At 46.1% G+C, this 17,035-nt stretch carries 17 protein-coding genes; 9 read left to right on the forward strand and 8 right to left on the reverse strand.

Translation table 11 applies throughout. From position 1 onward, the window contains the following. Positions 1–118 precede the first annotated feature (118 nt). The 6 genes from ACI0FF_RS12805 to ACI0FF_RS12830 all read left to right on the forward strand — a co-directional run bounded on the left by ACI0FF_RS12805 (position 119) and on the right by ACI0FF_RS12830 (position 6,258). Complete coding sequence (locus tag ACI0FF_RS12805) at positions 119–1,714, forward strand: S8 family peptidase (protein WP_419797205.1); 1,596 nt, start codon at positions 119–121, stop codon at positions 1,712–1,714. Between the two features lie 78 nt (positions 1,715–1,792). Next, positions 1,793–3,565: a hypothetical protein gene (locus ACI0FF_RS12810; RefSeq protein WP_419797206.1), complete on the forward strand. Its 1,773-nt coding sequence runs from the start codon at positions 1,793–1,795 to the stop codon at positions 3,563–3,565. Positions 3,566–3,626: 61 nt separating this feature from the next. After that, positions 3,627–3,911, forward strand: a complete 285-nt coding sequence (locus tag ACI0FF_RS12815) for an ArsR/SmtB family transcription factor (protein WP_419797207.1) — start codon at positions 3,627–3,629, stop codon at positions 3,909–3,911. 46 nt (positions 3,912–3,957) lie between these two features. Next, positions 3,958–4,905 (forward strand): permease, encoded by a 948-nt coding sequence (locus ACI0FF_RS12820; RefSeq protein WP_419797208.1) that lies wholly within the window; start codon positions 3,958–3,960, stop codon positions 4,903–4,905. A gap of 120 nt (positions 4,906–5,025) precedes the next feature. Further along, positions 5,026–5,709 carry an orotate phosphoribosyltransferase gene (locus ACI0FF_RS12825; RefSeq protein WP_419797209.1) on the forward strand — a complete coding sequence of 228 codons (684 nt, stop codon included), beginning with the start codon at positions 5,026–5,028 and terminating at the stop codon, positions 5,707–5,709. Positions 5,710–5,862: 153 nt separating this feature from the next. Next, positions 5,863–6,258: a hypothetical protein gene (locus tag ACI0FF_RS12830; protein WP_419797210.1), complete on the forward strand. Its 396-nt coding sequence runs from the start codon at positions 5,863–5,865 to the stop codon at positions 6,256–6,258. Positions 6,259–6,266: 8 nt separating this feature from the next. Here the strand turns inward: ACI0FF_RS12830 and ACI0FF_RS12835 are convergent, their stop codons facing one another. Together ACI0FF_RS12835 and ACI0FF_RS12840 are read right to left on the reverse strand one after the other, a co-directional pair. Further along, positions 6,267–7,685: an ATP-binding protein gene (locus tag ACI0FF_RS12835; RefSeq protein ID WP_419799708.1), complete on the reverse strand. Its 1,419-nt coding sequence runs from the start codon at positions 7,683–7,685 to the stop codon at positions 6,267–6,269. Positions 7,686–7,687: 2 nt separating this feature from the next. Beyond that, on the reverse strand, positions 7,688–8,404 hold the full coding sequence (locus ACI0FF_RS12840; RefSeq protein ID WP_419799709.1) for a response regulator: 717 nt from the start codon (positions 8,402–8,404) through the stop codon (positions 7,688–7,690). Between the two features lie 194 nt (positions 8,405–8,598). On the opposite strand from ACI0FF_RS12840, the gene ACI0FF_RS12845 reads away from it, so the two are divergent. Next, the gene (locus ACI0FF_RS12845) at positions 8,599–9,027 is read left to right on the forward strand and encodes a hypothetical protein (protein ID WP_419797211.1); all 429 of its coding nucleotides are present in this window, start codon (positions 8,599–8,601) and stop codon (positions 9,025–9,027) included. Between the two features lie 70 nt (positions 9,028–9,097). On the opposite strand, the gene pssA is transcribed toward ACI0FF_RS12845, so the two are convergent. Together pssA and ACI0FF_RS12855 are read right to left on the reverse strand one after the other, a co-directional pair. Beyond that, positions 9,098–9,907: a CDP-diacylglycerol--serine O-phosphatidyltransferase gene (gene pssA, locus ACI0FF_RS12850; protein WP_419797212.1), complete on the reverse strand. Its 810-nt coding sequence runs from the start codon at positions 9,905–9,907 to the stop codon at positions 9,098–9,100. Positions 9,908–9,909: 2 nt separating this feature from the next. Further along, the gene (locus ACI0FF_RS12855; RefSeq protein WP_188662831.1) at positions 9,910–10,623 is read right to left on the reverse strand and encodes a phosphatidylserine decarboxylase; all 714 of its coding nucleotides are present in this window, start codon (positions 10,621–10,623) and stop codon (positions 9,910–9,912) included. A gap of 138 nt (positions 10,624–10,761) precedes the next feature. On the opposite strand from ACI0FF_RS12855, the gene ACI0FF_RS12860 reads away from it, so the two are divergent. Next, on the forward strand, positions 10,762–11,415 hold the full coding sequence (locus ACI0FF_RS12860; RefSeq protein WP_419797213.1) for a hypothetical protein: 654 nt from the start codon (positions 10,762–10,764) through the stop codon (positions 11,413–11,415). A gap of 256 nt (positions 11,416–11,671) precedes the next feature. Here the strand turns inward: ACI0FF_RS12860 and ACI0FF_RS12865 are convergent, their stop codons facing one another. Continuing rightward, entirely contained in the window at positions 11,672–12,640 is a 969-nt protein-coding gene (locus tag ACI0FF_RS12865) for a LysM peptidoglycan-binding domain-containing protein (protein WP_419797214.1), read from the reverse strand. 96 nt (positions 12,641–12,736) lie between these two features. Next, positions 12,737–13,594: a hypothetical protein gene (locus tag ACI0FF_RS12870; protein WP_419797215.1), complete on the reverse strand. Its 858-nt coding sequence runs from the start codon at positions 13,592–13,594 to the stop codon at positions 12,737–12,739. A gap of 48 nt (positions 13,595–13,642) precedes the next feature. Here ACI0FF_RS12870 and ACI0FF_RS12875 point away from each other — a divergent pair, with 48 nt between their 5' ends. After that, complete coding sequence (locus tag ACI0FF_RS12875) at positions 13,643–14,230, forward strand: TIGR00730 family Rossman fold protein (RefSeq protein WP_419797216.1); 588 nt, start codon at positions 13,643–13,645, stop codon at positions 14,228–14,230. 37 nt (positions 14,231–14,267) lie between these two features. Here ACI0FF_RS12875 and ACI0FF_RS12880 read toward each other — a convergent pair whose 3' ends face one another. Together ACI0FF_RS12880 and ACI0FF_RS12885 are read right to left on the reverse strand one after the other, a co-directional pair. After that, complete coding sequence (locus ACI0FF_RS12880) at positions 14,268–16,163, reverse strand: hybrid sensor histidine kinase/response regulator (RefSeq protein ID WP_419797217.1); 1,896 nt, start codon at positions 16,161–16,163, stop codon at positions 14,268–14,270. A 150-nt stretch (positions 16,164–16,313) separates the two neighbouring features. Then, on the reverse strand, positions 16,314–16,964 hold the full coding sequence (locus ACI0FF_RS12885; RefSeq protein WP_419797218.1) for a D-glycero-alpha-D-manno-heptose-1,7-bisphosphate 7-phosphatase: 651 nt from the start codon (positions 16,962–16,964) through the stop codon (positions 16,314–16,316). Positions 16,965–17,035: the final 71 nt, after the last annotated feature.

A 17,035-nucleotide genomic window follows, 5' to 3' on the forward strand; every position in this document is an offset into this window, starting at 1 on the left:
CACTCCCGTTCATATTTTCCTTGCACGGCAAAAACCGTCATTTACGATACAAAAACAAATTAAATACAACTTTTAGAATGAAATTTTTATCTTTCATCCAACCCGTAAAGTTAGAAAAATGCGAACATTAAGAAAATATACAGGATTTTTAGCAAAAATACACAGTTTTGCACTTATTTTTTCATTTTTCTTTATAGGTGCGACTCCGCAGATTTCAAAGAGTTTTGCCCAACCTATACGCGAAGGGACAAAAGTCCTGAAAGCCCCCCTAGCCCCTGTCGCACTGGAAGGGGAATTTCTGGTTCAGTTTCGCAGTGAAAAATCCCTCAATGCCATAAAAAAAGGCAATAATCCCAAATGGATATCCAAACTGGGTAAAGATGTAAAAATTGATACACGGCTCAGTTCATTCAATATCGCCCATATTCAAGTCAGCAACCCGGCCGGAGATGGAAACTGGAAAAATCTCGCCAATATTTTGTCCAGTGACCCCGATGTTTATGCGGTGGAACCCAACTATGTCGTCTATGCCAATACGGCAAATCCAGCATCCCCCAATGATCCCCACATTAATAAAATGTGGTTTTTGGACAAGATCAAAGCTTTTGAAGCCTGGTCTCAACCTTCTTCAACAACAGAAGATATCATTGTTGCTGTTGTCGATACGGGGGTCAAATTCACCCATGAAGACCTCAAAGGTCACATCTGGATTAATAAAAAGGAAATTCCTGACAACAAGATTGATGATAATAACAACGGTTTAGTCGATGACATTTTCGGATGGAATTTTTATGAAGGTAACAACTGGCCCGGCCCCATTGTTTACCCGGCCCCGACCATCACCCCCGACGACCAATGCCATGAGGGACAGAGCGGCGTTTACACAAACTTACATGGTACCCATGTTGCAGGAACCATCGCAGCAATGGGCAATAATGCAAAAGGCATCAAAGGCATCGCAGATAAAGTTAAAATCATGCCTTTGAAAGTTTTAGGTGGTGCCTGCGGTAGAGGTGATACAATTGATGTACTTGCGGCGATTATCTATGCTTATGAAAACGGTGCGCGCATTATTAACCTGAGCCTCGGCAGTTTTGCGCATTCCTTCATTGCTCAAAGAATCTATGAAGATCTTGCCGCTAAAGGTGTTTTATTTGTTATTGCCGCCGGGAATGAAACTGTCGATAACGATGGAGAACCCCGATCATACCCGGCGAGTTATCCCATCGACGGTATCTTAAGTGTTGCGGCCACAACACCAACAGACGATTTGGCGGAGTTTTCAAACTGGGGGCGCAAAAATGTGGATATCGCAGCCCCCGGCGTTGATATTTTTAGCACCATTGTTCTTCCAAATGAGGAAAAAAAGACGCTGAGTGATAGCTACAACTTCGAGTCAGGAACCTCGATGGCCAGCCCGATTGTTAGCGGGGCGGCCGCATTACTGCTGGCCCATCAACCAACCTTAACCAATTTACAAATCAAAGAAACACTGATGAATAGCGTTGATCCCATCCCCGGACTTGCCAATAAAGTTGCCAGCGGTGGGCGGTTAAACTTGCAAAAAGCGCTAATGAAACAATCCACTAGACAGCCATCACGGGCACCGAAACCAGCACAAGAAAAACAAAAAGCACGATCTGTGGAAAATCATATTGACGGCATTCGCATTTTTGATCGCCGCACCCAGCGCGAAGAAAGAATAAAATGGTAGATTTTTCCTTGCATAGAAGCCACCAAAACCGCAAAATCCGCAACCAAGAGGGTTCTATATTCGAGGGATAATAAAAATATGGGCAAGTCCGTGCGACAGGTCAGTTTTCACCGCGCCTTATATACTGGCGTCTCTGTGGGTGTTTGGGTCTTGCTGACTTCGCCTTGTTTTGCACAAAACACCTTTGATCCGTTCGCACCTGACGTGGTTGCCCCGACCGAACCAAACGCAACCCCAAAAGCCCCCGAACCGACGGCCCCTAAAATCGTTCGCGCGCCCGTAGAACCTGAACAGCCCGTTGCGAAGAAAGCACCGGAAAAACCAGCTGTAAATGCCAGTGAGATTGCCCCCCCTGCGCCCAGCGTCACCGTGCCTGAAGCAAAACCAGTTATACAAACACCTCCCCCTGTTGAAGAACAGGTTCAAACGCCCGTAGCTGAACAAACCCCTGCTGCCATCAAACCACAAGCGGACCCTGCACCTGTTTTCAATGTTGCGCCCAACCCGCAAACGACAGATCCGTTTGCCCCTTCTTATGTCATTTCGACACAACCGCAGCCCACACCTGCGGCCCCTCTTGCAGCAGCACCTACGGCCCAAGAAACAACAGCAACTGCGACAGCGGCAACGACACCTCAAGCACAACCAAGTGCCCCCATGCAAACCACAACAACGGCCACGCCAAGCACACCTGTTGCTGACAAAAACAACCCTTCCTTTTTAGAACGCCTCGGCAATCTGTTTACCAGTTCAGAACAATCCCCTGCGCAAGAAACGCAGAACGAAGAACCAGCCCCCCCTGCCGTTTCAGAACCAATTTCACCAACGCTAAAGGCTCCTCCCGTAATTGAAAAAGAAGAAGCTGCCCAGCCCGCAGTCGCAGATTCAAAAGAAACAAAACAATCGTCTTTTTTTGATAAATTACGCAATTTCTTAACGCCTGCACAAACGTCAGAAGATCCAAAACTTCCCCAAGCAGACACAGCACAAAAGGTGATAGAGGAAGAACCAAAACTTGAGCCTAAGCCTGTGCCAACGCCTGAGCCTGAGCCCATTCAGGAAACGATCCCTGAACAAGAAGCAATATCGCCTCCTGTTGTTACGCCCACAGCACCCAGCCCTTCTGCGCCGGAAGAAGAAGAACCGGGTCTCTTAAATAAAATCGGCAATTTCTTTGGCTCACCTTTTTCTAGTGATGAAAAAGCAGCGCAAGACACAAAAATACAAGAACAATCGCCTACACCTGCAACAACGTCCCCGACCCCAGCACCAACACCCGACACCCCACCGAGCCCCCCAAAACCGATTGACCCCCGACTTGTAAAAGCTGAATTTGGTCTGGGATCTGATATCAAGCTAGGTCAAGGTGACAACGATCTCAGCAAACAGGCGAAATGCTTCACCAAAAACCGCGGCACCATTGCCTTTTGCACAACACCAACCCGTTGGCCAGATGCCATCGCACGACATTTTGAAATTTCCACACACCTTTACAAAGGAACACGTGGTATCGTGCAATATGAAGGCAATATCGCAACCCGCCTTTATGGTCTCTTCAAAGGTGACGGCTTCCAAAATGTTGTGAAGTATTATGAAAATGAATATGGCCCCGCCACAAACTCATTTGTACGCGATACCAGACTTCTCAGCAAAACAGTGAAAAATAAAAGTTATATCTGGCGCAAGGAAAACCCACAAGAAGGGTTAGTTGAAATCATGGAAATTCGCCAAATCGCAGATACACGGGGCCCCACCCCCGATCTTGATAGCTCTATGATCCGCTTATATTTCGAAGGATCCCGCGAAATTTTCTCCCAAGTCTCCGATCTTGATTTTATGCATTTACGTTAAAAACAATTCCATACTTAAACAATTATTGAATTGTTAGACATAGCGGTATATACTCTTAAACATGGATCAGACAATTGCAGTAAAACGTCTTGGTGAACTGGGACATGACACCCGAATGTCGGTTTTCAGGCTGTTGGTGAAGGCCGGAAAAAAAGGCATGGTCGTTGGGGATATTCAACGTCATTTAGATGTCTCTGCCCCAAACCTATCTCATCACATTCACCGTTTAATCGCTGTGGGCCTGATCCGTCAGGAACGAGATGGACGCAGCTTGTACTGTTATGCAGAACTGGATGCATTACGCGAGATTATGAATTTTTTAGAAGCGGAATGTTGCACATTATAGGCTTTTTTTTGTGCATACATTTCAATAATTGTGGAAGTATTGAACCATGTTTAACCAACTGCAAAATTACCTTGATACAATGCCGCTTAGTGACATGTTGCAAGAAAGCTTCTGGATGTTTATTCAGCTTTTTGCGGAATTGAGCATTCTCTTCCTCATCATCAGTTTTCTGGTTGGCTTGCTGCGACAAAAGCTTCCCGATAACAAAATTCGCAATATCCTTGGGGGACAAAAAGGGCGAGGATATCTGACAGCCGCCCTTTTAGGATCAATTACCCCGTTTTGCAGTTGTTCCAGTATTCCTGTCTTGGTCGGCCTTTTAAAAGCGCGTGCAGGCTTCGGCCCGACCATGACCTTTTTATTCACTTCCCCATTACTCAATCCTTTGGTGATTGCCCTTTTCATCCCGGTCTTAGGCTGGCAGGTCACCGCGCTTTACGCTATTTTAGCCTTTAGTGTTTCTGTCCTTGCGGGGTTGACCCTCAACACACTGGGGTTTGAACGGTTCATCAAATCTGAATTACTGGAAGAAAAACCACGTTGCTGCGGATCTTCTTGTGGGGCGCAACCTCAAGCCACCCCGACCATTTGGCAAACCGCAGGTCGCGAAACATGGGACATGTTTAAACAGATGTTTCCCTATATGTTTGTCGCCATGATCATTGGCGCAGGCGTTCATGGCTTCTTGCCCGCTGATTTTTTCACAGAGGTTGCAGGACCGCAAAACCCCGCCGCCATTCCCGCCGCCGCCTTAATCGGGATCCCCCTTTATATGCGGGTCAGCACCTTATTACCATTAGTCTCGGCCTTTCTGGCAAAGGGGGTCAGTCTGGGTGCCATCATGGCGCTTACCATCGGCAGTGGCGGGGCAAGTCTGCCGGAAGCGATCTTACTGCATAAACTCTTTTACTGGCCTTTGTTATCAGCCTTTTTGCTGGTCGTTTTTGCAATGGCCGTGCTCAGTGGTTTCACCTTCAACTTTCTATTTACCTGATATAGCGTCATTGCTTTTTGCTGCAATTTCCATTTCGCAAGAACAGGGAAAGCCGTTGATTTGAATCCATTTTGATTCTAAAACAACGCAATGCATTTCTGATCAGAGGATAAATAAACTATGGCCATTGTTGCGCGCAGCCCGGAACATAAAAAAACAGGTGAAACCGTTGCCAAGATTTTATTGGAAATCGAAGCCATCAACTTCCGCCCGGAAGAACCCTATATCCTGACCTCCGGCAAAGCCAGCCCGGTCTATATTGATTGTCGTAAACTCATCTCTTTCAATCGTGCGCGTCGCACCGTGATGGAACTTGCCAAAAACCAACTGCAACAAGACGCAGGCTTTGAGGTTTTCGACTATGTCGCGGGCGGGGAAACAGCCGGGATCCCTTATGCGGCATGGATGGCCGACCAGCTGGATGCATCTATGTTATATGTGCGCAAAAAACCAAAAGGTTTTGGTCGTAATGCCCAGATCGAAGGCTATATGGAAGAAGACAAACGCGTTCTTTTGGTCGAAGATTTGGCAACTGATGGTGGTTCCAAACTGAATTTCGTCAATGCCCTGCGCAATGCCGGTGCCAAATGTGACGATGCTTTTGTCGTCTTTTTCTACGGTGTGATCCCTGGCGCCCTTGAATCTCTGGACCAAGCTGGTGTCACGCTACACTATTTATGTAACTGGTGGGATGTCATTCAAGCAGCTGAAAAATACGGCTATTTCACTAAAGAAAAAATCGCCGGTGTAAAAGAGTTTTTGGAAGACCCGCTCGGATGGTCCAGTAAAAACGGCGGCGAATAATGACCCCTCAAAAGCTCGCTTTCTGGATTTCGATAAAGATCATGGCCCTTATCGCCATAGGATACTTTGTCGTTCCAATGCTGATGCCATGATAAAAAAGTCCCGGTCCACATGGATCGGGACTTTTTCGTTTAATATCCAAAGGAGGCTTCAATGAATACATCAATTAGTATTTCACTATTCCTTGCCGGACTCTTTGATATTGCCCTTATTGTGTTTCATATGTTCTTCTGGAAACTCTTCCAGTGGGACACGCAATTGAAAAAAGTAAGCGCACTCAATAAAGGTGTCATGCAAGTTATGAACATGGCCCTCATGGTTATTTTCCTGCTTTTTGCCTATTTACTTTTTTTTGAAGGCAATAATCTAATTGAAACGTCATTTGGGCGAACAATACTTATCGGAATTGCGTTCTTCTGGTTTATGCGTACCTTATTCCAACCCATTTTTTTCGGCTGCAAAAACTTAACCGCCGCTGCTTTTATCGGCATTTTCGCCACAGGAAGTTTCTTGCATATCCTGCCGATTGCCCTGTTCTTAAATAATTAGCGATCTTATTATAAAGGCAGAATGATTTTCGCTTCCAGACCGCCTTCAGGGCGATTGATCAACAGAGCTGTTCCACCATGCGCATGGGCGACGGAGCGCACAACCGCCAAGCCAAGGCCAACTCCACCTGTTTCCTTGTTGCGGGAGCCTTCCAAGCGGCGAAATGGTCTGAAAACTTCTTCCAGTTCGCTTTCGGGGATACCGGGGCCATTATCTTTCACGGTTACACTCACCTGACGTTCATCGGCCTCTAACGCTACTTCACATGCGCCTGCATACTTCAAGGCATTGCCGACCAAATTGGCAACCGCGCGTTTCAAACCCACTGGACGACCGTTAAAGGGAAGTTCTTCCATGCCGTTATAGGTAATATCCCCATCAGTTTCCCGCATATCTTCACAAAGACTTTCAACCAACGCTGCGAGATCAATAGGGGAAACAGCCTCATTTGCCACATCATCACGGGCAAACGACATAGTTGCCTTGATCATGGATTCCATTTCATCAAGATCAGCCAACATTTTTTCACGCTGTTGATCATCTTCCACAAATTCTGCCCGCAAGCGCATACGGGTAATGGGGGTACGCAGATCATGAGAAATCGCAGCCAGCATATGTGTGCGGTCCTGAACGAAACGACGCAGACGGGTTTGCATCTCGTTAAAAGCACGCGCGGCATCACGCACTTCGCGGGGGCCGTCTTCTGTCATCGGTGGCGCATTAACATCGCGCCCCAGGGTTTCTGCCGCCTGGGCCATACGAGCCAAAGGCTTATTTGCACGCCGCATGATGATAAACGCAATCAAAGTAACCAGCAAAGACAGAAATAATAATGGCATGGCAAAAGGAATAAACCCAGGTGGAGTTGGGCGTTCAAATGGAATGCGCATATTTAGCCATGTACCGTCATCTAACAACACCGCTACAATCAAACGCGCATTATAATTATGCTCGTTCATCATGCGCCCCCATCGTGGACGTTGATCTTGTGGTGCAACAGCCTCCCCTTGCCTATGATGTTTACCAAAGGCACCACTCCCCGCTGGGAAAGGGCGGCGTTCATCATCATCCACGCGGATACGCTTAAGATCTATTCCTCCCAATTCTTCTGACAAACCGGTGCGAATAAATGCTTCGATCCCAAACCAGTTTGCTTCTTCATCGACAGCACTTTGTTGACTTTGCCACGCCCGCATACCTCGGGGACGATTTGTACGCAATAGGAATTCACGCTGTAACGGACTCGCTGCATTCATCCACTGCACATACGTTGCCATACGTTCAATCAAACGGCTATGTTCCGCGTTTTCTTGGAAATTTTTCCAATCCCGATAATAGAAAATACCCCCGAGGGCCTGCACCAATAAAATACCACCGATCAGGATAACAAGGGTTCTTCCCAACATGGTTTGCGGGATCAGACGCATTCTCAAGATTGCTCCACTTTCGCAGTGAACATATAACCGCCACCGCGCACAGTTTTCACCAAAGACGGATTTTTTGGATCATCCTTCAATTTTTTACGCAGGCGGCTAACCTGAACGTCAATCGCACGATCAAACGGAATGGCTTCACGACCACGTGCCATATCCAATAACTGATCACGGTTTAAAACACGATTAGGATGGCGCACAAAGGTATCCAGCAATTCAAACTCCCCTCGACTAAGAGAAACAAGAACACCTTCGTCGTTCAACAATTCCCGTCGTTCAGGACGAAACTGCCATTTATTAAAGATAAAGACATCGGCGTCTTCAGCCGTCACAGTCTCCTGCTCACCGCTTCGACGCAAAACGGCCTTGATGCGGGCCAATAATTCACGTGGATTAAACGGCTTTGCCAAATAATCATCCGCCCCCATTTCCAAGCCAATAATCCGATCTGTTTCTTCGCCCATCGCAGTCAACATAATGACCGGCATCTGCGAACTGGCGCGCAAATTGCGACAAAGGGTCAATCCGTCTTCACCCGGCATCATCACATCCAGAACCACCAGATCAATGGACCAATCCTCGAGCGCGCGTTTCATTTCGCGCCCATCCTGCGCGGTTGTTACGCGCAGGCTATGTTGCTTCAGAAATTTCGCAACAAGGTCGCGAATTTCGCGGTCGTCATCGACGACAAGTATGTGTGATTGCTTTTCCATGAGACTAATATAATCGCTATTTTCAAAACTGCGCGGTTGAATGTGTAACAAACTGTAACAGAAATGGGCACAGAAACAATGCGTCACCTTATCACACCTTTGACGACACATCCCCGTTACACAACAGGTCAATAATAAACACATCGAAAGGGCGAACACTATCGCCGATCAACTCTAGTCGATGGAGACTTATTATGAAACGCACAACACTCATTCTCAGCGCCGTTAGTGCCGTTGCCCTGATCACTTTGACGACCTTGGCCGTCGCTCAAGACACCAGCAAACCCAACTATAATGGCTGGTGCCCCAATGGTGGCCCCGGTGGTGGATACGGATATATGATGCGTGGACACGGACATGGTATGGGATTTGGCATGATGAACGGCCCCCGCATGGAACGTTTCATGCAAAACGGTAATTACGACCTGCAACTGACACCGGAACGCGTCAAAGAAATTATGGAAGGTCGCCTCGCTTGGCGCGGTAACGACAACCTGAAAATCGGCGATGTCACCACCGATCAAGATGGCAATATCATTGCCAAACTGGTCACAAAAGATAACTCACTGGTCGAAACTTTCAAAATCGACCCAAAAACAGGCGCACAAGCCCCCTTGCGCTGATAATCAAAATCTCCTTCCCCTCCCGTAAAACTGAAAAAGGGTTCCTTCTGGAACCCTTTCTTTTTTATCGTCAGTCTTCTTTTTCGCAGACTTCGACCTCAGCGTCGTCATCTTCATCCAGTTCCCCGGCAGCGGCTCGCCTTTGCCATTTTTTATAGGAATTGAAACTTAAAGGGATACTCACTAGATAAATCGCGCCAATAACGGACAGCATCGCCCATGGTGCGCTTACCAAAAAGGCAACCAGCAAGCCGACACCGATCATAACCGGCAAAACGTAAGCCGCCGGAACCTTTGCCTTTTTAAAGGAAAAGGTTGGAAAACGGCTGACCATCAAGCCGCCGATTACCGTCAGGAAAAAACAGGCCATTGCCGGACTGCGGAAAAAATCATCCCCAAACATAAAAGACAGCACCAACGGGTACATAATCAATAACGCGCCAGCCGGGGCCGGCACACCGGTAAAGAAATTATTTTCCCACGGTTGTTTGTCTGGATCTTCCAGCGCGGTGTTGAAACGTGCCAAACGCAAGGCCATACAAACAGTGAAAAAACAAACAAAGACCCAGCCAATCCGGCCTGCATTTTCCAAAACCCAAAAATAAAGGATCATGGGAGGCGCCACACCGAAACTGATAAAATCAGATAGAGAATCGAGTTCCGCACCAAACTTGCTTTGCGCATTCAACAAACGCGCAACCCGTCCATCCAAACCATCCAAAATCGCCGCAACCACAATTGCAAAGACCGATGCTTCCCACATATCGCGCGCCGCAAAATTAATCGCGGTCATGCCTGCGCAAAGTGCAGAAATAGTCAGAATATTGGGGATCAAGTGATTGATCGGCAGTCGTTTCAATTTAGGACGGCGTTTTTCCATGATTATCTCACTTCGCCTTGGCGGGCGGCCTCAGTGCTGTTTAAATCAGCCAAAACAGTCTCTGCCGCTTTGGTCGTTTGTCCCAAGGCTACCATAGGTTCCACCCCTTCGGGTAGGTAAACATCAACACGGCTGCCAAAACGGATCATGCCGAACCGTTCCCCGGCTTTCAATTGATCACCTTCTTTTGTCCAGCAAATGATACGACGCGCGACCAGCCCTGCAATTTGAACAAAGGCGATTTGCGTGCCATTTTCAGTTTCCAGCGCCACGCTCATACGTTCATTGTCTACACTGGCTTTATCCAAAGAGGCATTAAGAAATTTCCCCGGACGGTAAGCCACTTTCTTAACGGTCCCGCTTAAAGGAGAGCGGTTTACGTGAACATTAAATACGTTCATGAAAACACAGACGCGTGTGCGTTCCTGATCGCCCATGCCCAATTCCGCAGGCGGTGCAGCACGGTCAATTAACTGTACAACACCATCGGCCGGACAGATCACCAATCCGTCACGAGTCGGGGTGACACGATGCGGGTCACGGAAAAAGCAAATACACCATACTGTCAAGATCAAACCGACCCAACCAATTGGCTGAACTGCACCCAACCATCCCAAGGCATATGCCCCAACCATAAGGGCCACTGTCAAGATGGCAAAAATTGCGATAAACGGCCAACCTTCGCGGTTGATCGGCACCAAGATTACTTTAAGCACGTTCTTCGTCCATGTTATCCAAATCCAATTGCCTTTCGTAACAGGATACGCCGGATGCGTAAAGACGACTTTTCTTTTTGTTTGCAACAAAGATGCATGTTAAATTGATAAAAATCTAGATTTTACGGGCTGATAGCAGTGAGCAATCCAAACACATTCCCTTCTAAAGCGAGAAGTCTGGTTGAATTTTCAAATTCACCAACAAGGGAATTGTGCGTTACAGACAATTTACAGGCCAAAAACGGTAAAATCATCCAGGACGACAAGCTGTCTCAAATTGACTTTATGGTCCAGTATCAAGGATATTGGTTTGCTGTCCATGTCAGACCGCAAGGAACCAAATCGTTCCTGCATATTCATGGTATCATTGGAAAACTACCTTATTCGTATGAAAGCACCTTTGCCCGTGCCAACGTTCTGGCCGTTGTCAAAGCTGCAGGGAAAGCGTTAGGCGGTCGTGTTAAAATTGATGACAACCAAAATATTATCTTGATTGATAAATTGTCCTTCGAAGGAAATATATCACCAAAAATTTTATTGGCTGAAACCACAAAGGTTTTGTTACGCGTCAAGCCATACCTGCAATTGGTTCATACCTTACAGCCCCCAAAAGATATAGCCTTTCGCGCACCGAAAAATTATGTCGAGCAGATCCCGCCACAAGACATGCCAACACCTTCACCCGTTGACGAACCGTCCAAACAGATGGACGAAGAAAAAGTCCCTATGAAATTAAAAACCAATCATGTGAAGCTCAAGGTAAAACCCGTCATTAAGCTGAAGCCAAACTAAACAGGCATTTCAAAACATAAAAAAATCCCCGTCTTGTCCGGGAATTCAGACTGCTGACAAAGTGTTTTTAGTAAATAATTGACCAAAATCCGTCGTCCCGCACTTGATGCGGGATCCATTTAAAATCAATGGACTATATATTACTCATTGAGCAAAAATGGATCCCCGATCAGGGTCGGGGATGACAGTTTAGTGGCTTTGTCAATAAGCAGAATCCCCGCACAAAACGGGGATTTTTTATTGAGCTGAATTTGCATTACTGTGCCGGAATTTCAAATACCTGCCCCGGATAAATCAGATTCGGGTCACTAATATGTTCTTTATTGGCACGATAGATAACCGCATAATCAAACCCTGTCCCGTAAATGCGACGGGCAATTCGCCACAAACTATTGCCCGGCTGAACAACAATCTGACGGTCCAGAGGAACATTACTCATGTTTGGAGCACGTGAAAATGGAATGGTCACCCGGTTCAGAACCTTTTGGTTTTCATCCACATGATCAGCACGCAACTGATAGACCCCAGGCTCTACAACCCGTGACGGTGCCACAACCCAACGCCCTTTGTCATCTGCTGCCGTGTTGCCTAAAAACTCATTATCCAGATAAAGAAAAACGGCACCACCTTCTGGTGCTGTACCGGAGATAGAGAGCTCCCCTTTATCATCATAATTCACTGCATCAATAGAAAGGGTTAAACTTTCAGCTCCCGGCACCTGCAAGGCCGTTACCGGACCATCCCCATCTTTTGACATCGATACGGCTAAAGTTTGCTCTCCTTTGCGTTCTGGTACAACAAGAACAACAACATCATCTGATTTTTGAATTGTACCGTCCGGGTTCAACGCGCTCAAACTTAGTTGGCGTTCGCCCGTTTCCAGCGGGTTTGTCGGCAGATAAACCCACTCTCCCCGGTCATCGGATTTTGCCATTCCCAATTCGTTTTCACCGTCTAAAACAGTGACTTCCGCTTTTGGTGTCGAACGTCCGGCCATAACAACATCACCATCGGGGTTGATGCGAACAACATCAAAACTTGGTGCCGTATTCTCAGCCTTTTGCGACTGAACTGCAGGTTTGGGAGATGTATTTTCGGATTGCTGACTCTGTTGCGTTTCTGCCTGAGGTTGAGGCGTTATCGGTTCCTCGTCATTAAACAAGGTCAAAAATATTGCCAACGCAACAACTGCGAGTCCCAAGCCGATTAAAACGATTGAACGCAACGTACTCTCTCCGCCTATAAAAAGGATATGCCCTAAACCCATAATTTAAGTTAACTAAGGTATCCTTAAAACATTATTTGCGCAATTCAAGAAGTCTTATAAAGAGCGCAAAATATCAAAAAACACAACACTTAACCCAATTGGCAACATCGAAACAACGACCCTGACCAGTGGTTCTGATTTTTGAAGCCATACAGGCGCACGATTTAACACCCGTTCTGCGCCATGATGGCTAAATAAAACCAGGACAAAACAGAAAAGGGAAAAGATCGGCAAGTGCCCCTGCAACCACATATCCCACACCAGTGTCGCCGTACACAAACTTATGGGAAACACAGCATTTTCGCTTAATCTCCCTGGTGTGCGCTCATGCGCCCAAACAAGTACCCCTATGACGATAACCACCAAACTCACGGCGAAGTTACCGGCCATTTGATCCCCCAGATAAAAAGCAAAACCAGCCAGAGTGGAATTTAAAACCAACGGTGAAATCAACCACGAAAGGGATGTTTCGGTATTTGAAAATTCCGCCCGCAACTTAAATGTAAAGATAAGAGATAATCCCAACAAGACGGACCCAGCCAATAAAGCCTTAATAAACATACCCATCTCTATCGTCATTCCGGTCAGAACCCACACCCAGACGAGACATAATATCCCCCCAACACCAAGGCGCAGCACTGGATGATGTAGAAACAACATAGAGAACAAACTACCAAAGGTAATGATCCCCACCCCATAGGCGAGCGCATTCACCCCAAACTGAAAAGGTTCTCCCACCTGCCCGAAAGCGCAAATCACCGCAATCCAGCAAGCAAGGCCCACAGCGAAGGATCCGACAATATCTTTGTTTTTCCCCGTTGCTGCCCAGCGCAACAACGGAACGCCCCCCAATATGGTGAGGGCAGGAAAAAAGAGACTAAACAACAAGGGGCTATTTATTGAATTAAGCATAGTGTAAACATTAACGTTAAATCATTACCAAATCGCAAAGAGGCCAAAATGAGTTTCACACCCAAATCCTTATGTATTTTCTGTGGTTCACGCAACGGAAACGATCCTGCATTTGTTGAAGAAGCCAAAAAACTGGCCCGGACCATGGCTGAAAAAGGAATTGAACTGGTCTATGGTGGCGGTTCTATCGGGATTATGGGCATTGTCGCACAAGAAGTTTTGGACCATGGCGGTCGGGTCACAGGCGTAATCCCGGAATTTCTGCAAAAGCACGAAGTCGGTCATTCCAACCTAAGCGAACTGATCATTACAGACAGCATGCATAACCGCAAACGCACTATGTTTGAACGATCCGACGGTTTTATCGTTCTGCCCGGCGGATTAGGCACATTGGATGAAACCTTTGAAATCATAACCTGGAAACAACTTCGCTTGCATGATAAGCCGATCATCGTTCTGGATACAAAAGACTACTGGAAACCGTTTCAAGACTTGGTCAACGCAACAATTACGTCAGGTTTTGCTCACGATAGCGCACGCGACTTGTTTAGTGTTGCAAAAGACACGGCTGAGGTTTTCCAATGTCTAAAGAACATTCCGCAAGTTGATGAAAAAGTTTTCACCAGCCACTTGTAATAACAATAGAAACTAGGCGTAAACCCTCGTTTTACGCCTAGTTTTCAATATGTTTATCCAAAACCTTCATCACATCATCAAACATAAATGGCTTGGTAATATAATCTTGAAAGCCAAGACTATCGGCTTTTTCAATCACATCAGGCATCGCATTTGCGCTTAAGGCCACCACCGGAATTTTCATGGTTTCTTCCATTTCCCGAAGCTTCTGAAAGGCTTCAAAACCGTCCATTCCCGGTAAATTAATATCCATCAAAATTAAATGTGGTTTACGGGTTTTCGCCAGTTCAATTCCTTGTTCAGCCGTCTCCGCCATGACCATATCCAGGTTTTGAATTTCAGAAACAAACCCATCCATCAATTCCCGATTCAGGGAATTATCTTCGATATAGAGGATCGTGTGTTTAGCGGCACAACAACTTAGGACATAATCACTGCGCTCGATATGAATAGGATCAAAAACAGGTTTGGTTTCCTCAGCTATAACGAAATCCAGCCAAAAAGAAGATCCTTCCCCCTCCACACTGGAAAATCCTATATTTCCCGACATTTCTTCAATCATTTTCTTGGTCAAAACCAGACCGATACCAGCCCCTTCCACATCCAACCGTTCAGCCCCTAGACGGTTGAAAGGTTGAAAGATTTGATCCTGTAATTCATAAGGGATCCCATATCCGGTATCATCAACCACAATACGCAAATGACCACTATCGCGTTGCTCACTTCTGACCCGGATCATTCCGCCTTTGCGATTATATTTTTTGGCATTTGACAACAGATTTAACAAAACCTGACGCACGCGCATACTATCGGCCTTAATACAGGGCAGCGGTTTGAAGGTTTCATCATGCAGCGAAACCTTCATTTCTTTATACGCAGTATCAATATAAGTCAGACAATCATCCAAAATATCACTGATCTCAATCTTTTCGATCCGATAAGACATTTTTCCGGTTTCAATTTTTGCCAAATCGAGAACTTCATCAATCAAGTGCAGCAGATGCGACCCAGCATTGTGAATATGATCCAGTTGGGTCTTTTGGCGTTCAGATAAAGGATTTTGTTTACTTAAAGCAATTAATTGGGAAAAACCAAGAATGGAGTTTAACGGAGTGCGCAATTCATGGCTAACCGAAGATAGGAAATCCGATTTTGCCCGACTGGCCTGTTCCGCTTTTTCCTTTGCTTCGATAAAGTCCGAGATATCGGTTTCTATACCGACAAACTTAATAACTTTTCCGTTTTCATCTTTGACGGGTGAAATCTTTAATCTGGCCCAGTAGGACTCGCCATTTTTACGTACATTACGCAGGGTACCACTCCATGTCTCCCCCGCCTTAATGACGTCCCACATATCCTCATAGAACGAAGTATCTTGCTGCCCGGAATTCAAAAGTTTTGGTGTTCTCCCAATCACCTCGTCCAACTTATATCCGTTAATTTGACAAAAAGCAGCATTGGCATATTCAATGCGTCCATTTACATCCGTAATCAGTGTACTGGCACCGGATTGATTAACCGCTTCCCCCAATAACTTGGCTTCCCACAGGGCCTCTTCCAAGGCATGGCGTGCAGAAATATCATGCCAAACGACATGAATGAAATTTCCTTCCGATGACTTTTCAACAATGAGAACAACTTCAACCGCAAATTCATCTTTGTTCTTACGGCAATGCACCCATTCAAAACGGTGTGTACCATTTTCAACAGCCTTGTTGATCATTTCCCCCGCTTTTTCAAAAGAGGAACGACCGTCGGGCTGTTGTAGCGGTGAAATATCAGCAGGATGCAGATTTTTTAAAGCATGCTTTTCGCTTAACCCAAGCATCTTCAATGCTGCCTTGTTACAATCAACAAAGCAATCATCTTGAAGAGTTAGCATTGCATCAGTTGATGCCTCAAAAAAGAGTTTATATCGATCTAAATCTGCCATCAGAAAGATCCGCTATTTCCCCACCAAAAACGGACAATAGATCGATTATACACATTAAACTTATTTTTTCTACGGTTAATTACGTACATACGATAAAGTTCAACTGCATTGAACACGTTAATAAAAGCCGTACATCAAACAATTTGAATATTACTCAATTAAATTCTTGATTGATTCTAGTGACTTAATATGAAAATCAGTGGTAGCAATCTCTTTTACCTTGTCCGTTTCTCCTTCATCCCTTCCATGCCCTGTCAGAACATGAACCCCGCCAGCTAAACCAGCAGCGCGTCCGGCTTGCAGGTCACCAGCTTTGTCACCGACAATCCATGACTGTTCGCACACAACATCGATAACCTGCATTGCTCGCATCAACATACCCGGATTAGGCTTGCGCGCCTCATGGTCGGGATGATTATAAGGGGTTTTCCCCACCTTATGATGTGGACAAGCGTAAACCGCATCCACAAAGGCCCCTTCTTGTGCCAGCAGGTCAAGCATACGTTCCTGCACGGCATTGAATTCTTCCCATCCAAACATATCGCGGGCAATACCAGCCTGATTGGTGACGATAATCACAGGCATATCTTTGGCGTTTGCCTGCGCAATTACCGCAGCCGCCCCATCAATGAGCGCAACATCATCAACTTTATGCAAATAGTGGACTTCTTCGACAATAACGCCATCGCGATCCAAAAACAACGCGGGACGCGCCGTCTCAAACCGTTTTGCACTGTCAAAAATCTGGCACCATATATGTTGGGAATCAATTGTAACATTTGACGGAAGTTTCAAAGACATGGTGACCAAAACCTAAGGAAAACAGCAATATTGGAAAAATCAACGCAAGCCTTTTATACTACGCTAATTGC

The organism is Terasakiella sp. 4MB5A, from assembly GCF_050058155.1.
Classification (GTDB): domain Bacteria; phylum Pseudomonadota; class Alphaproteobacteria; order Rhodospirillales; family Terasakiellaceae; genus Terasakiella; species Terasakiella halodenitrificans.

What these genes read in the sequence shown, in the direction of transcription:
- ACI0FF_RS12805 (WP_419797205.1), top strand. Translation starts at nt 119, where the DNA reads ATGCGAACATTAAGAAAATATACAGGATTTTTAGCAAAAATACACAGT.
- ACI0FF_RS12810 (WP_419797206.1), top strand. Translation starts at nt 1,793, where the DNA reads ATGGGCAAGTCCGTGCGACAGGTCAGTTTTCACCGCGCCTTATATACT.
- ACI0FF_RS12815 (WP_419797207.1), top strand. Translation starts at nt 3,627, where the DNA reads ATGGATCAGACAATTGCAGTAAAACGTCTTGGTGAACTGGGACATGAC.
- ACI0FF_RS12820 (WP_419797208.1), top strand. Translation starts at nt 3,958, where the DNA reads ATGTTTAACCAACTGCAAAATTACCTTGATACAATGCCGCTTAGTGAC.
- ACI0FF_RS12825 (WP_419797209.1), top strand. Translation starts at nt 5,026, where the DNA reads ATGGCCATTGTTGCGCGCAGCCCGGAACATAAAAAAACAGGTGAAACC.
- ACI0FF_RS12830 (WP_419797210.1), top strand. Translation starts at nt 5,863, where the DNA reads ATGAATACATCAATTAGTATTTCACTATTCCTTGCCGGACTCTTTGAT.
- ACI0FF_RS12835 (WP_419799708.1), bottom strand. Translation starts at nt 7,685, where the DNA reads ATGCGTCTGATCCCGCAAACCATGTTGGGAAGAACCCTTGTTATCCTG.
- ACI0FF_RS12840 (WP_419799709.1), bottom strand. Translation starts at nt 8,404, where the DNA reads ATGGAAAAGCAATCACACATACTTGTCGTCGATGACGACCGCGAAATT.
- ACI0FF_RS12845 (WP_419797211.1), top strand. Translation starts at nt 8,599, where the DNA reads ATGAAACGCACAACACTCATTCTCAGCGCCGTTAGTGCCGTTGCCCTG.
- pssA (WP_419797212.1), bottom strand. Translation starts at nt 9,907, where the DNA reads ATGGAAAAACGCCGTCCTAAATTGAAACGACTGCCGATCAATCACTTG.
- ACI0FF_RS12870 (WP_419797215.1), bottom strand. Translation starts at nt 13,594, where the DNA reads ATGCTTAATTCAATAAATAGCCCCTTGTTGTTTAGTCTCTTTTTTCCT.
- ACI0FF_RS12875 (WP_419797216.1), top strand. Translation starts at nt 13,643, where the DNA reads ATGAGTTTCACACCCAAATCCTTATGTATTTTCTGTGGTTCACGCAAC.
- ACI0FF_RS12880 (WP_419797217.1), bottom strand. Translation starts at nt 16,163, where the DNA reads ATGGCAGATTTAGATCGATATAAACTCTTTTTTGAGGCATCAACTGAT.
- ACI0FF_RS12885 (WP_419797218.1), bottom strand. Translation starts at nt 16,964, where the DNA reads ATGTCTTTGAAACTTCCGTCAAATGTTACAATTGATTCCCAACATATA.